This is a genomic window from Coprococcus eutactus (genome assembly GCF_001404675.1).
Lineage (GTDB): Bacteria > Bacillota > Clostridia > Lachnospirales > Lachnospiraceae > Coprococcus > Coprococcus aceti.
In genome coordinates this window covers 42,818-58,723 of sequence record NZ_CYXU01000002.1, presented here as the reverse complement: position 1 = coordinate 58,723, position 15,906 = coordinate 42,818, and the positions used below count along the sequence as shown (strand labels likewise).

The following is a 15,906-nucleotide window of genomic DNA, read 5'->3' as shown; positions in this document are numbered from 1 at the left end:
AGGTAAAGCTATGGGTACAAAGGTATCAGTTATTCTTCCTGTTTACAATGTGTCTGATTATCTGCGCCAGTGCATGGACAGTATAGTGGGTCAGACACTTAAGGATATAGAGATCATTTGCGTGGATGATGGCTCCACAGATGATTCTCTGGCGATATTGAAGGAATATGAGGCGAAGGATCAGCGTGTAAAGGTTATACAGCAGGCAAATGCCGGAGCCGGGGCAGCGAGAAACAAAGGTCTTGAGATCGCGACCGGAGAGTATCTTTCATTTCTGGATTCCGATGATTTCTTTGAGCCGGACATGCTGGAAAAGGCATGGAGCAAGGCTCACGAGACCAGAGCTCAGGTAGTTGTGTTCAGATCAGATCAGTACAGAGAGGATCTTCAGGAATTTGTTCAGGTCAGATGGACACTTCACGAGAAGGAGCTTCCACCGTACAGACCAATGTATTTTCGTAATTTCACGGGCAATATATTCAAGGTATTTGTGGGATGGGCTTGGGATAAGCTCTTCAGCAGGGAATATGTTGAGGAGAACCATTTCCGATTCCAGCAGCTCAGAACTTCGAATGATATGCTGTTCGTATTTTCAGCGATAGCATTTGCAACAAATATAGAGATAGTGGACGAGGTGCTTGCACACCAGAGAAGAAACAATCCAAAGTCATTGTCCAACACCAGAGAGAAGTCATGGCAGTGCTTCCACGAGGCTCTTGTGGCACTCAAGGCGGCGCTTGAAGCCCACGGCAATTTCTGGGAGTATGAGCAGGATTACATCAACTATGCACTGCATTTCAGTCTGTGGCATCTGGAGACCATCACAGGACCAAAGAAGAAGGTTCTGTTCAACAAACTTAAGGAAGAGTGGTTCGAGGAGTTTGGTATCAAGAGTCTTTCAGAGGAGTGCTTCTACAACAAGACCGAGTATGGCAAGTACAAGGTTATCATGGATAAGACCTTTGAGGAGTATGAGAAGGCAACAGCATAGAAAAGAAAAACAGTTTCACCAGTCGATCGGTGAAACTGTTTTTTTGTGGACAAATGTGTGTATCAGAACAGGTTCATAGCACCTATGATGCCCTGATTTCCCTCGAGCCCTGCGGGAACAATGTATGTGTCGGTGTCCTTGACCTGTGGCATGTCAATGTAACCCGACAGCAGTTCAGTGTAGTAATTGCGGATCATAGGGAACAGGAATTTGTTGTCCATGACTCCGCCGCCAAGGACGATCCTCTCAACTGAGTAGCACATGGTGTAGTTGACCAGTGCCTCAGCTATATAAAATGCTTCAAGATCCCATACCGGTGAGTCGGCTGGGATGTCTTTGCCTTTCATTCCGGTTCTGCGCTCAAGCATAGGGCCGGATGCAAGACCCTCTACACAGCTCTGGTGGAATCGGCAGGTACATGGTATATCATCGCCGGTTCGTCTAGGGATGAGGATGTGGCCTGTCTCCGGGTGTTCCATGCCGTGAATGAGTCTGCCATCGGATATTATACCGCCGCCGATGCCGGTTCCAACAGTGAGGTACATTCCCGAGTTGAGTCCTTTCAGTGCTCCATACAGGTATTCACCCCAGGCTGCTGCGTTTACGTCTGTGTCCACCACAACCAGGCAGCCAAGCGCATCCGTAAATGCTTTGTAAAGGCTGAATCCCTCCCAATCTTTCTTGGGACTCCTCATGATGGAGCCGTAGGTAGGGGAATTAGGATTGATGTCGGCCGGGCCAAATGTACCGATTCCGAGAGCGGATATGTCATATTTCTTAAAGTAATCTATCATGGCAGGCAGGGACTGGTCAGGTGTGCCCGTCGGTATGGATATTCTGTCTATTATATTCTTGTCTGCATCGCCTATGGCACAAACCATCTTGGTGCCACCGGCTTCAAGTGCGCCGTAGTACATATTTCCTCCTTGGTGCCATGTTTATATGGCAGAAATTTTTCAAAATTATATACATTATATATGCCGTGTCACTTATCTTCAAGCCCGGATTTGCGTCGGTACTTGTGGAATATAAAAGAGAATTGGTGTACGCTTTTTTGGACACTTGACAAGATAAGATAGAGCCATATTAAGGAGCTTGATAGAGGCTTGAAGCTTGGAAGATAAAGTGTACAGGAGGCGTGATCATGATAAAAGGATATTTTGTTTCGGAAGGGTATATGGGATATGTGGACGGAGAGTACCAGCTTTTCGCTGATGAAAGAGATTATGTTGAGTATATAGAAGATTAGCCATTTAGCTTCTTGACCTTAGCATAACTTATGTTATGATGAGGCATATGGGTTAATACACAGGGATTACAATACGGATGGTGCTGCTATGAAAATCTGCAAGGTGATTCATGAGTTTGTATATCATGGATAATCTAAATATATACAAGGAGCAAACATAGTGGAAAAGGTATTGAACAAAAAAGAATATGTTATGGATATGACAGAGGGAAGCAGTATGAAACTGATCATGAAGTTCTCAGTTCCGCTACTTATAGGCAATCTATTTCAGCAGGTATACAGCCTGGTTGATTCGATAGTGGTTGGTCGTCATCTAGGGGCAAATGCGCTTGGCGGTGTGGGATCAGTTGGAATGATCAGTTTCCTGTTTTTTTCTTTGTGCAATGGAATGGCATCTGGAATAGGTGTTGTCATATCAAGACATTTTGGAGCGAAGAAAGAAGAGCAGGTAAAAAAAGCCATAGCAAATGCATTGTTTGTTATATTGGCGGTTGGTGCACTCATGAGTATACTGGGATATTGTTTTGCGGGGCCTATTATAAGGCTCATGAAGACCCCTGCAGAGACATTTGACTACGCATATACATACATGAGGATCACCTGTGGATTTACGATAGCGGTGGCTATTTATAACGGAATTTCTGCTGTGCTAAGGGCACTTGGGGATTCAAAGACCCCACTTATATTTCTCATGATTGCTTCTGCCATAAATGTTGTGCTTGATATAGTGTTTGTCATATACATGGATATGGGCGTTGCCGGTGCCGCATATGCAACGGTTCTCAGTCAGATCCTGTCTAGCGTTGGCTCTATATGTTATGCGGTGAAAACTAATCCCTATTTCAGACTGAAGAGAGGCCATTTCAAGTTTGACAGAGATATAATGAAGGAAGATTTCAGTATCGGTATACCAATGGCGGTTCAGACTTCCATGATATCAATATCCTGCTCAATACTGCAGACCCTTATAAATGGATATGGTCCGGAGGTCATGGCTGCATATACTGCAACAGGAAAGGTTGAGGGAATCATATTCCAGCCGTTTAGTTCTCTGGGACTTGCATTGTCTACATTTGCAGGACAGAACTGTGGCGCACGCAAGTACGAAAGGGTGCGCAGAGCGGTATGGCAGACAGAGCTCATCACGCTGGCTCTTGGCGCAGCATTGTTCTGTCTGGTAGCAGTTTTCAGGGAAAATGTTGTGGGATTTTTCGTGACGGAGGAGAATGTCATAAGGCTTGGCGCAAAGGGACTTGTGATATCCGGAAGTATGTATATTGCACTTGGAACGATATATACCATGAGAGGCGCATTAAATGGAATGGGGGATGTGGTGTTCTCCATGCTGAATGGTGCTCTTGAGGTGGGAGGAAGGATAGTATTTGCGCTGATACTGATGTATGTGTTAAAGATGGGATTCTGGGGAGTGTGGTATACGAATATATTTACATGGATTGTGATAGCACTCACCGCATCTGTGAGATTTTCTGTGTATATAAGAAAGTGTCAGAGAGAAGATGACGGTACGGAAAATGCATAGATAATAATTAATATAGCAAGGACGCCTTTGGGGGGGCGTCCTTCTTCGATTCAATCACATTGATATTCCAAGGGATATAGGTGTTATGAATTAGCATACTTTATATTTTGACAAAAACTCAGCGCTATATTATCTTTAATACAGAATAAACAGGAGATGACCATATATGTCAGGGGAAAAATCAGTGGATGTTGAAAAAATAAATAATAATGAAAAAGGCTTTGAACCGGCGCATATCAGAAGTGTGATCTCGCTGGCTCTGTTCAGCTTTGTATTTCTGGGTATGGAATTCTTCTTCGACAGCGGGGCTGCGGAGTTTGTGGATGCCAGAAGTGTTCTGTTGTATCAGAGCGTGATACTGCTGACCAGTGCGGTGGGACTATTCATATATGCACTGATTGAGAGATATGTCGGCAGCAAAATCAAACAGATAATAATTATTACTTTGAATATAGTGGAGGTTGCCGCGCTCGCAGCGATAATACTGTGTTCCGGCAAATTGATACTGTTATATGGAATTATATTCTTTATTGTGTGTGGTGTTATGGGAGGACGCGTGTATCACGATGTGAGCCGCGATTATACGGATAGAAAGCATCTTACGGTAATTGTGGGAATTTCATATGCACTTGGACTGCTTCTGCAGTATATCAATTATAATCTTATAGACAGTGTGATCCTGCGTATGGTTATGTTCTCGCTGGCCATAGTGGCACTTGCAGTGATACTTTTTCTGGCCAGAGATGAATACGCAGAAGCGGAAGTGGACACATACATGGTAGATGAGCGGAACAAAACGGATTGCAAAGAAAAATGTGACGAAACAACTCCTGATAGCGGATCGGTGGCTGTGGCGCTTGTGATGGTTGTTCTTCTTATGACGTTTATATTTTCCGCACTGGATAATGTTGTGACCGTTGTCCACGCTGAGGGCGGGGCAGATGTGGGGCAATGGCCAAGGTTGTTTCTCGCATTAAGCGGAGTTGCAGCAGGCTTCTTGTTTGATATAAAAGATCAGCGCTTTATGAATCAGATGATGTACTGCGTTACAGTGTTGTCCGTTATAGCCATGCTTATCATAGAGTTTGGAGGGGCATTTATCATAGGTCTGATTGTATTCTATCTTGCAGCCGGATTCTTCGTAGTGTATTTCACGACAGGATTCATAAATGTATCCTATGGAATGCATTGGTCAGCGCTTTGGTCTGGTGCCGGAAGGGCAGTCAACAACATTGGTGCGGGTATTGTGGGAATAATATCATATATGCTGATAGATTCCCCCGGAATCATGGTTATGAGTGTAGTGGTCATATTGTTGCTCGTACTTATAAGCATTGCGGTATTTGTGCTTGAAAATCTACAGAAGGAACAATATAGACGATATGATGAAGAAAAAGTGACGAAATCGGCGGAGAATTCTAACGCAAGAGTTGAGGTTGATTTTGAATGCTTTGCAGATGCTCATCACCTCACTGGACGTGAGCGGGAGGTGTTGCAGAAGCTGCTTGTATCTGATGGCAGTGTACAGGATATAGCGGATGAGCTGTACATATCAAGGGCATCCCTATATAGGCATATATCTTCCATGAATGAGAAGACTGGAACGAAGACCAGAGTAGGCCTTATTCAGTATTATTATGGATGGCATGAGGAATGATGATTGCGTGAGAGTTGATTGCTATGGAAGTATAAGTGTGCCAGATTGAAAATACACATATGGATTAGATAAAAGTGATGAATGAATGTAAAATTGAATATATAGCACATATTGAGACATATGTAACGTTATGAAAACGACAGCAGATGACTATAATCTATGACATAAAACAACAGGTGAGTTACTTACCTGTAGACGAAGAATATCATAGAAGGGGGAATGACTATGAAGCATTTCAGGAGATTGACATTTCTGCTGTCGTTTATTTTTATTCTGACGGTAGGCGGTGTCGCGGCGATGGCCGCAAACAATGGCCCGTGTGAGGATGAGGAGTGGAGCTTTGCATATGTTGAGTTCTACAATCCGGATAATAACGAAGCGATATATGTGTACAGCTTCAGGACTCCGCAGGCAGGAACAACTACCAGTGCCAAAGGTGCGGTGTATGACAAGAGTACGAACACTTTGACACTCACCAATTGTAATTTGCCGGATTACAGGGTCGTTACCAATATGATGGGCGATGATTTTAAGATCAAGCTCGTGGGAACGAGTCATGTAAGTGCATTGTATGCATGGGGAGATGGATATGGCGGTTCTGTGGAAATCGTTGGTGACGGTAAATTGTATGTCAACGAGAAGCAGAAGTCAACTGACGCAATAGTTTTACAGCCGGAGGGAACAAGATCATACTTCAAGATAAGCGGAAATGCTGAGGTACACGCATTTGCGGGAAAGACGGACGGCAACCTTGTTCTGGCCATGAACACAACGGTTGCAGATTGTTTTGCTGTAAATGGTTTGACCGGTCTTCAGAAGACACAGGCAACCAGAATGAACTATGAGCAGATACAGAGCATAGAGATTGATCTGAGCGGTGAAGGTGACATTTGTCAGGTGTACAAAAAAGCTGATGATAAGAAATTGTATACTGTGACGGAGGGGGTGCGTACCGAGTATAATCCAGATGGAACGATAAAGGCAGAGAATGTGCGTATATATACAGAGTATGAGCTCATGCCTATACCAGGAAACGATGGAAAGTATTATATGCATGAGCTGAAGACTACAGAGGGTACATTCAACGCTGAGGAGTGTGGATACACCGATACACAAGAATCTGTTGCCGGATATTCTTTCAGATCCTCTTCACCTGCATATGTGTACATTGAGGAGAAGACGGGCGATAAGTGTGTATTTTTATATAATTCAATAGATAATAACTACAAAGATTATGCATATTTCAAATATGACATAGCAGGTGTACTTGGCGATGTGACAGACAAGTATGGAAATGTGTCATCATATTGTATGGTGGAGAAGTCAGAAGACAATGTTTCATTTACAAGAGACCAGTATTACAGCAATGAGTATATGTTGTCACAGGGTTACAAGGTATCCGGTGAGCTTGAATATATACAGAACACTTACGTGGTGTATAGTAATGCCGCGTCTGGCGTCCTCACAGCAAAGACGACCGTATGTAAGCACGCCACAAAGGTGAACACTGTGACAACAAAAGCAACAATGTCGAAGGCTGGCGTCATCACCACAACGTGTAAGTCATGCGGCAAAAAGCTTTCGACATCCAGAATATCCAAGGTGTCTACAATTAAGCTTAATGCGGCTTCGTATGTATATAATGGAAAGGTAAGAACACCGGCGGTTACAGTAAAAGATGCCGCTGGGAATATTCTGACAAAGAATAAGGATTACAAGGCCACCTACAGTGCGGGGAGAAAAAATGTAGGAAAATATTCGGTCAAGGTCACATTGTGCGGAAATAAATATAAGGATTCGAAGACAATGTATTTCACCATCAATCCGAAGGGAACCACCATTGCTGCGACTGCGTCCGGCAAGGGCAACATGACAGTCAGATGGAACAAGCAGATGACACAGACAACGGGTTACCAGTTACAGTATTGTGCAAATAAGAATTTCAGAAGTGGCACAAAGGTAAAGACTGTAAGCAAGAACAAGACGATCAGAACAAGTGTCAAGAAGCTTGCGAGTAGAAAGACATATTATGTACGTGTGAGAACCTACAAGACAGTAAAGATAAATGGAAAGTCAGTGACATTTTACTCTGCGTGGAGCAAGGCGAAATCAGTTAAAGTAAAATAGCTTAATAACATCCTTTTGAACAACGGGGCGTATACAGAACATAACAACAGTTTTGTATACGCCCCACTTTTTGTGTGCAAAAATTGCAGATGGTATTATAATATACAAAGGCGATGTGAAGCTTCAGCCATGTACAAAGATGGATGACTGGTGCTTCAGTATACAGACAGGAGTTATTATGAAGAAGATACTTGTGGCGGTTGACTCTTTCAAGGGAAGCATGACGAGTCTTGAAGCGGGGAATGCCATAAAAAAAGGAATAAAGTCAATATTGCCGGATACAGAGGTCAGGGTACGTCCTGTGGCTGATGGCGGAGAGGGCACTACTGATGCTCTTATATATGGAAGAGATGGTGTCAGCAGAGAGCGATGTTATGTGACCGGACCGCTTGGTGATAGGATCACTGCGGAATATACAATATATAATGCCGCAGACGGGCGAACTGCTGTCATGGAGATGGCAGCGGCGGCGGGGCTTCCACTTGTTCCGGAGAACCGGAGAGATCCGATGCATACGACTACATATGGTGTCGGTGAGATGATAAATGATGCCGTTTCAAAGGGATGTGAGCGTATTATCATCGGGATAGGTGGTAGTGCAACGAATGACGGCGGGATAGGAATGCTTCAGGCTCTTGGATTTTCCTGTCTTGACGTGAATGGTCATGAGGTGCCATATGGGGCAGAGGGGCTTGGAGTCCTTGAAAGGATTGTTATTCCAGAGAAGATGCTTGTCCGTAAGAATTCATCAGAGCTGGCTGTAGCAGATCCTGTCGATACGCCAATTGTAGGCACTGCTGCGATATCTGGTGCAGGTGCTGTCGATGAGTCATGTGTAGATGATGATGACTTTGCATCCAGACTATCACGCTGTACATTTAGTATCGCCTGTGACGTGACTAATCCCCTTGTGGGGGAGCTAGGGTGCAGCCGTGTATTTGCACCGCAGAAGGGTGCAGATGCGGAGACTGTTGAGCTCATGGAAGAATACATGAAGCATTATGCTGATATTGTAGAAGAATCTGTAGAAGGTTTGAGCAAATCGGCACAGCTTATTGACTGTGGATATGAAAAAACTGACGTAGATACAGAGCCTGTAGGTGAAAATGAAACAGGAAAATTCGACAGGTATACACTAGGCGCCGGCGCTGCGGGCGGACTTGGATATGCGTTTCTCATGTTCCTAGGTGGAAAACTTATGCCGGGAATAGATATAGTTCTGTCAGAGATAGGGCTTGAGGCGGATGTAGAGTGGGCAGATACTGTCATAACCGGTGAGGGCAGGATAGATGCCCAGACCATGATGGGCAAGACCCCATTGGGAGTCGCAAAGCTTGCAAAGAAACACGGCAAATATGTGATCGCCATAGGAGGATGTCTTGGGGATGGTGCGGAGAACTGCGTCAAAGAAGGATTGTTCAATGAGTGTTACGCAGTGAACAATGTGCTTGGTATAGATGACAGTGATTCGGAGCAGGTGAGAACGGCGATGAAGCCTGAAAATGCTGCGGCGAATTTGACGACGTGTGCCGCAAAGATCACAGAACTTAAGGAACAGATGTCGGCACGTGTGTGCAGACCTGCACTGCTTAGATAGATATGGGATTGAATTTGTTTGAAACAGAATCAGAGGCGTGTGAATTTTTTCTGCAAAAAATGAAGAGATATGCAAGGAAATAAATTTACTACTATATAATACGAGGAGAATAAAAAGATGACAAGAGAAGAAGCGTGGGAATTACTCACAGAGTACAACAAGGATGAGTTTCATCTGGAGCATGCACAGATCGTAGAGGGAACCATGAGGTATTTTGCAAGGGAACTTGGTTATGGCGATGAGGAAGAGTTCTGGGGAATAGTCGGACTGCTTCACGATCTGGACTTTGAACAGTATCCTGAGCAGCATTGCATCAAGTCCCAGGAGATCATGAGAGAGCACGGTGTTGACGAGAGGATCATACATGCGACGGCAAGCCATGGCTATGGTATCACGGTTGACATAAAACCAGAACATGAGATGGAGAAGGTTCTCTATGCTGTGGACGAGCTTACAGGACTTATCGGAGCGGTTACACTTATGAGACCATCAAAGAGTGTTCAAGATCTGGAACTCAAGTCAGTTAAGAAGAAATACAAGAGCAAGGGATTTGCTGCGGGATGCTCCAGGGAGGTCATCGAAAGAGGTGCAGATATGCTTGGTTGGTCACTTGATGAATTGATCACCAAGACTATAGAGGCACTCAGGACATTCAGACCATGATCGGGGGTATAAAGAAAATCGGAGAATTTGTCCGCAAAGAGACAGTGCTCACCGTGGCACTTCTGCTGGCGGTGATATCGGCATTTATCGTGCCTCCGGACAGCGCGTATGTGGACTACATAGATTTCAGGACACTTGCGATACTTTTCTGTCTTATGACAGTGGTCGCGGGATTTTCACAGCAGGGGATGTTTGGCATCATAGCGAAAAGTATGATAAATCGTATGGGTTCGCTCAGGGCGGTGACAATTGTCCTGATATTCATGTGTTTCTTTTTCAGCATGTTTATCACAAATGATGTGTCGCTCATAACATTTGTACCGATGACACTCACGGTCCTTGGTATGGCAGGAGAGGAAGTACTCACCAGATGGATGGTGCCGGTGATAACCCTCCAGACCATAGCTGCGAACCTTGGCAGTATGCTGACACCCATAGGCAATCCGCAGAACCTGTATCTGTACGGACTTGCAGGGATCAGCGCAGGCAGGTTTGTATTGCTTATGCTGCCATATACAGTGGCATCGGCAGCGCTTCTTGTAATATGTGTCATAGTATGCATGAAAGGAAAAAACAGGCAGCTTGAGATCAGACTTTCAGGCAGTGATATACAGGTGAACAGGAAGCTGGTGGGTATATATAGCATACTATTTGTGCTGTCGCTGCTCACCGTGGCGCGGATCGTCCCATACTGGGTGACATTTGCGGTAGTGCTTGTGGTAGTCCTTATATGCCAGAGAAGATTGCTGCTGAAGGTAGACTATTCGCTGATATTCACATTTGTGGGATTCTTCGTGTTTATCGGAAACATGGGAAGAATAGAAGAATTTAGGACATTTGTGGAGAATGTTCTTGGCGGGCATGAGATGATCACATCAGTACTTGCAAGTCAGGTCATAAGCAATGTTCCGGCTGCGGTTTTGTTGTCGGGGTTTACAGATAGATACACGGATCTGATAGTCGGCACCAATCTCGGCGGACTTGGAACTCTTATAGCGTCCATGGCGAGCCTGATCTCGTTCAAATACGTGGCTAGACAGGACAAGGGCGCCAGAGGAAGATATCTGGCATATTTCACATTTGCAAATGTGCTGTTCCTGGCGGTACTAATATGCATTTGGAATATAATAAAATAAACGTGCCTTACGATGAACAATATTCACTGCTGTCGTACATTGTGTAAGACTATTTTAGCCAAAAAATTATTGCCCTTAGATGGCAGTAGTCATAAAATAGAAAGGTAAGTTTCTTCAAATTAAGGAGGCAGATAATATGAGTAAGAATCTTGGTGCAAAACCAATGCTGGTGCCACAACCGGTCATGATGATCGGAACATACGATGCCGATGGCAATGCAAATGTCATGAATGCGGCATGGGGCGGAATAGTCGGAGCAAATGAGATCATATTTGACCTTGGAAGTCATAAGACTACCGAGAATATAAAGCTGAACAAAGCGTTCACAGTTGCCATTGCTGATGCAGAGCATGTGGCAGCCTGTGACTATGTGGGAATCGTGTCGGCAAATGACGAGCCAGACAAGATGAAGAAGGCTGGTTTTACAACCAGAAAGAGCGAGTTTGTAAATGCTCCAGTCATCAACGAGCTTTCACTGACAATGGAGTGCAAGCTCAAGGAGATCATAGACGGGGACAAATTCCTCGGCGAGATTGTAAATGTTGTTGCAGACGACCGTATCCTGGGCGATGACGGCGAGATCACATATGAAGAGTTCCATCCGATCGTGTTTGACACCATCGGACATGGATATTTTGCACTCGGCGACAGGGTTGGCGATGCTTTCTCAGAGGGTAATAAGTTGAAGTAGACAAGCTTGTAACTTGGGAAAATCATCAAATTGTACATTGTAACATGAAAAAATTAGCCATTTTTGGAAGAAAAACCTTAATTTTTCAAGCAAATGTTCAATATACATATGGAAAAAGGCGAAATAATGTGATATAACAGACACATACAAAAAAGCACAAGCTAAAGTGAAAGGAAGATGTAGATATGGATAAGAAGAATATCGATTGGGCAAACCTTGGATTTGGCTATGTTCAGACAGATAAGAGATTTGTAGCAAATTATAAGGATGGTGCATGGGATGAGGGTACACTCACAGAGGATCCTAACGTAGTATTAAACGAGTGCGCAGGTGTTCTTCAGTACGCTCAGACAGTTTTCGAGGGAATGAAGGCTTACAGAACAGAGGATGGACGTGTTGTATGTTTCCGTCCTGACCTCAACGCAAGCAGAATGGCAGACTCAGCAAGAAGACTTGAGATGCCACCTTTCCCAGAGGATAGATTTGTACAGGCAATAGTAGATACAGTAAAGGCAAATATTGATTATGTACCACCTTACGGATCAGGTGCTACATTATATATCAGACCATATATGTTCGGTTCAAATCCAGTTATAGGTGTTAAGCCGGCAGACGAGTATCAGTTCAGAATCCTCACAACACCAGTTGGTCCTTACTTCAAGGGCGGTGCAAAGCCTATCACAATCAAGGTTTCAGATTTCGATAGAGCAGCACCTCACGGAACAGGACACATCAAGGCTGGTCTTAACTATGCAATGAGCCTTCATGCAATAGTTACAGCACACAAAGAGGGATTCGATGAGAACATGTACCTCGATGCAGCTACAAGAACAAAGGTTGAGGAGACAGGTGGAGCAAACTTCATCTTCGTTACAAAGGACGGCAAGGTAGTTACACCTAAGTCAAACAGTATCCTCCCATCGATCACAAGACGTTCACTGATGGTAGTTGCAAAGGATATCCTTGGACTTGAGGCTGAGGAGAGAGAAGTATACTTCGACGAGGTTAAGGATTTTGCAGAGTGCGGTCTGTGCGGTACAGCAGCGGTTATCTCACCTGTAGGTAAGATCAACGACCACGGCAAGGAGATCTGCTTCCCAAGCGGTATGGAGAAGATGGGACCAGTTATCCAGAAGCTGTATGATACTCTTACAGGAATCCAGATGGGCAGAATCGAAGGTCCAGAGGGATGGCTTAAGGTAATCGAGTAATTCGGTGTAAGATAATAAATATTGAGAACATTATAACCCCACTGATGTCTGATGGTAAGTCGGATGTCGGTGGGGTTTTTGTGTATCCAAGTTAGTTCGGTGTAAGAAAGATTAGCCCCATATACTAACAATTAGAATTGACTTGCACCGACCCTGAAGAGTTATAATTGTGTAGACAATAGAAGAAACAAAAGACAAATTGCATATCGGATAGTGCATTAAAACATAATATAATTCATAAAAACAATTATTTTGAAGGGGTGGTTACTATGATGTCATTATCAAATGCAGTAAACGGTTTCTCAGGAGAGGTAGCCTGGAATTGTGCGGACAGATCACTGTTCGGCGCATGTCAGCTTGAGACCGGAGATCAGGTGCAAGTCGTATCGTCTTACTTTGGCAATGTGATAATCAAGGCAAAGGGAAAAAGACTTGCTATAACAAGAGATGCGGCGGAGCGGATAAAGCTGGCTTAGATTGAAAGTCAGAAGAAACGGGGAAAAAACGGCAGTTGCTGGAGAACAGCGGCTGCCGGTTTTTTGTCATAAAAATTATTAAATCTTTATAGATATTTAATTGACTGAGAATATATGCAATGATAAACTTTCAAAGATATTCAAATAAAGTAAGAATACGCTTGGAAATGTAAAGGGGAAAACAACGTCAGCTAAAGCATGGCATTTTCTCCGTCAGAAGAAAGCGTAGATATCAGATGAATGTATCTCTGCATAATGTATATTAACGAGTACAACATAACATCACCTGTACAGGTGATGTTATGTTGTGCACATAGAAAGACTAGAGGGGGATACATTCATCTGATCAATAATTGTTCAAGGAGGAAATGACATGCAGATATTCAGAAATCTGAAGCCGTATTGGAAGTCGGTCATTATCATAGCCCTGCTTCTCGTTCTGCAGGCATACTGTGATCTGTCACTTCCGGACTACACCTCAAAGCTCATAGATACCGGTATACAGAACTACGGTATAGAGAACTGCAGTCCGAAACAGATCCCGGAGAAAGCCTACAAAGTGATAGACGGATTTATGGATGACGATGAGAAAGCCGTATGGAAGAAATATTATAAAGATGGTTCGGATGGTTATTATTACCTGACAGAAGACGGCGAGAAACACATAGACGAAGTGGATAGTGCCTGTATGAAGGGGCTTATGATGTATTACTATCCATATCAGATGGTGAACTCTGACGAGGACAATGAGATCAAGGCAGGACTTGATAAGATGGGAATCACCCTTGACGAGATGCCGGAGGAGATGTGGGCGCAGATCGGTGAACAGATGAAACCTACGGTTGACGGCATGCTCGATAGCATGGGGGAGGATTATATGGAATCCACAGCCATCGCATGTACAAGGATATGCTATGACAGCTTTGGCTACGATTATAAGGCAGGACAGATGTCATATCTGAAGTGGGCAGCGGTGAAGATGCTTGGAATGTCACTTCTCATGGCAGCAGCTGCGGTTCTCATAGGACTTGTGGCGTCAAGGGTTGCGGCAAGCGTTGCCTGCGGACTCAGAGAGAAGGTGTTCAACAAGGTTATCGCATTTTCGGATGCTGAGATCAACAAGTTCTCAACTGCATCTCTTATAACGAGATCTACAAATGATGTCCAGCAGATACAGATGGTTACAGTTATGATGCTCAGAATGGTTCTATATGCACCGATACTTTCTATTGGAGGAATCGTCAAGGTTGTTGGGAACGGAGCCGGAATGGGCTGGGTAATATTCATCGGTATAGCAGCAGTTGTGATCCTCATGGGAACGCTTATGGTCATTGCCATGCCAAAGTTTAAAGTTATGCAGACACTGGTGGACAGAGTAAACCTTGTGTCAAGAGAGATACTTACAGGTATCCCGGTTATCAGGGCATTTGGCAGAGAGGAACGCGAGGAAGAGAGATTCGATGAGGCAAATAAAGACCTGACGAAGAACACCTTGTTCGTCAACAGAGTCATGACATTTGCAATGCCTATACTCATGTTCATCATGTATGCAATAAGCATACTTATAGAGTGGGTGGCAGCCCACAAGATTGATGCGGGTGTCCTTCAGGTAGGATCAATGACTGCATTTATTACATACACAATGCTTATTATCATGTCGTTCCTTATGCTCAGCATGATGTCAGTCATGCTCCCTCGTGCCAGCGTGGCAGCAGACAGAATACAGGAGATCATAGATACGGATGTGACGGTTCAGGACGCAGCCGGGGCAAAGAAACTTGAAACACCAAGGGGTGTCGTAAAGTATGACAATGTCGCATTTGCATATCCGGGCGCAGATGAGAATGTACTTGAGAATATCTCATTTGAGGCCAAGCCTGGACAGACTACGGCAATCATAGGAAGTACCGGTTGTGGTAAGAGTACACTGGTTCAGCTCCTCCCGAGATTCTATGATGTTACGGAGGGGTCGATAACGATAGACGGACAGGATATAAGAGACCTCACCATGGAGAGCGTGAGACAGAATATCGGTTTTGTTCCGCAGAAGGGAATTCTGTTCTCAGGAACGATTGCATCCAATATAAGATTCGGCGCGCCGGATGCATCTGATGAAGATGTCAAGCTTGCAGCTGAGATTTCCCAGGCATCCGACTTCATAGAGGAGAAGGAGCATGGTTACGACAGTGCGGTTGCTCAGGGTGGTGGAAATGTGTCCGGCGGTCAGAAACAGCGTCTTGCTATAGCCAGGGCCATAGCGAGAAAGCCGAAGATCCTGATATTTGACGACAGCTTTTCGGCGCTTGATTTCAAGACGGATGTGGCAGTCAGAAAGGCACTTGGCGAGCACGTAAATGACAGTACAGTATTTATCGTTGCACAGCGAGTAAGCACCATACTCTCAGCAGATCAGATACTTGTGCTTGACGAGGGTACGATAGTCGGCAAGGGAACTCACAAGGAACTCATGCAGACCTGTGAGGAGTACAGGCAGATAGCCGAGTCGCAGCTTTCCCCATCGGAGATAGCAGCCAGTCTTGGAACTGACTCAGAAAGGCAGGTGTAGGA

The 15,906-nt window shown here is 44.4% G+C and carries 12 protein-coding genes; 11 read left to right on the top strand and 1 reads right to left on the bottom strand.

The window, feature by feature from the left end; genetic code table 11:
• The first annotated feature begins 10 nt into the window (after positions 1-10).
• Positions 11-991, top strand: a complete 981-nt coding sequence (locus ARA78_RS04670; RefSeq protein WP_055224290.1) for a glycosyltransferase family 2 protein — start codon at positions 11-13, stop codon at positions 989-991.
• 62 nt (positions 992-1,053) lie between these two features.
• Here ARA78_RS04670 and ARA78_RS04665 read toward each other — a convergent pair whose 3' ends face one another.
• On the bottom strand, positions 1,054-1,908 hold the full coding sequence (locus ARA78_RS04665) for an ROK family protein (RefSeq protein ID WP_055224287.1): 855 nt from the start codon (positions 1,906-1,908) through the stop codon (positions 1,054-1,056).
• Positions 1,909-2,400: 492 nt separating this feature from the next.
• Between ARA78_RS04665 and ARA78_RS04660 the strand changes: the two genes are divergently transcribed.
• From ARA78_RS04660 to ARA78_RS04615, 10 genes are all read left to right on the top strand, one after another.
• Positions 2,401-3,780 carry an MATE family efflux transporter gene (locus ARA78_RS04660; RefSeq protein ID WP_242849660.1) on the top strand — a complete coding sequence of 460 codons (1,380 nt, stop codon included), beginning with the start codon at positions 2,401-2,403 and terminating at the stop codon, positions 3,778-3,780.
• Between the two features lie 166 nt (positions 3,781-3,946).
• On the top strand, positions 3,947-5,437 hold the full coding sequence (locus tag ARA78_RS04655) for a helix-turn-helix domain-containing protein (RefSeq protein WP_055280093.1): 1,491 nt from the start codon (positions 3,947-3,949) through the stop codon (positions 5,435-5,437).
• Between the two features lie 225 nt (positions 5,438-5,662).
• Positions 5,663-7,564: a fibronectin type III domain-containing protein gene (locus tag ARA78_RS04650; protein ID WP_055280092.1), complete on the top strand. Its 1,902-nt coding sequence runs from the start codon at positions 5,663-5,665 to the stop codon at positions 7,562-7,564.
• A gap of 115 nt (positions 7,565-7,679) precedes the next feature.
• Positions 7,680-9,161 (top strand): glycerate kinase, encoded by a 1,482-nt coding sequence (locus ARA78_RS04645; RefSeq protein ID WP_055280091.1) that lies wholly within the window; start codon positions 7,680-7,682, stop codon positions 9,159-9,161.
• Positions 9,162-9,278: 117 nt separating this feature from the next.
• A complete protein-coding gene (locus tag ARA78_RS04640; RefSeq protein WP_022216309.1) occupies positions 9,279-9,824 on the top strand; it encodes a domain HDIG in 546 nt (181 codons plus the stop codon).
• Positions 9,821-10,960 (top strand): SLC13 family permease, encoded by a 1,140-nt coding sequence (locus ARA78_RS04635; protein WP_055280090.1) that lies wholly within the window; start codon positions 9,821-9,823, stop codon positions 10,958-10,960. Before ARA78_RS04640 ends, ARA78_RS04635 begins: the two co-directional genes overlap by 4 nt.
• A 136-nt stretch (positions 10,961-11,096) precedes the next feature.
• The gene (locus tag ARA78_RS04630) at positions 11,097-11,651 is read left to right on the top strand and encodes a flavin reductase family protein (protein WP_015533453.1); all 555 of its coding nucleotides are present in this window, start codon (positions 11,097-11,099) and stop codon (positions 11,649-11,651) included.
• Positions 11,652-11,836: 185 nt separating this feature from the next.
• The gene (locus ARA78_RS04625) at positions 11,837-12,862 is read left to right on the top strand and encodes a branched-chain amino acid aminotransferase (RefSeq protein WP_004853734.1); all 1,026 of its coding nucleotides are present in this window, start codon (positions 11,837-11,839) and stop codon (positions 12,860-12,862) included.
• A gap of 269 nt (positions 12,863-13,131) precedes the next feature.
• Entirely contained in the window at positions 13,132-13,338 is a 207-nt protein-coding gene (locus ARA78_RS04620) for a FeoA domain protein (RefSeq protein WP_055280089.1), read from the top strand.
• Positions 13,339-13,711: 373 nt separating this feature from the next.
• Entirely contained in the window at positions 13,712-15,904 is a 2,193-nt protein-coding gene (locus ARA78_RS04615) for an ABC transporter ATP-binding protein (RefSeq protein ID WP_055280088.1), read from the top strand.
• Positions 15,905-15,906: the final 2 nt, after the last annotated feature.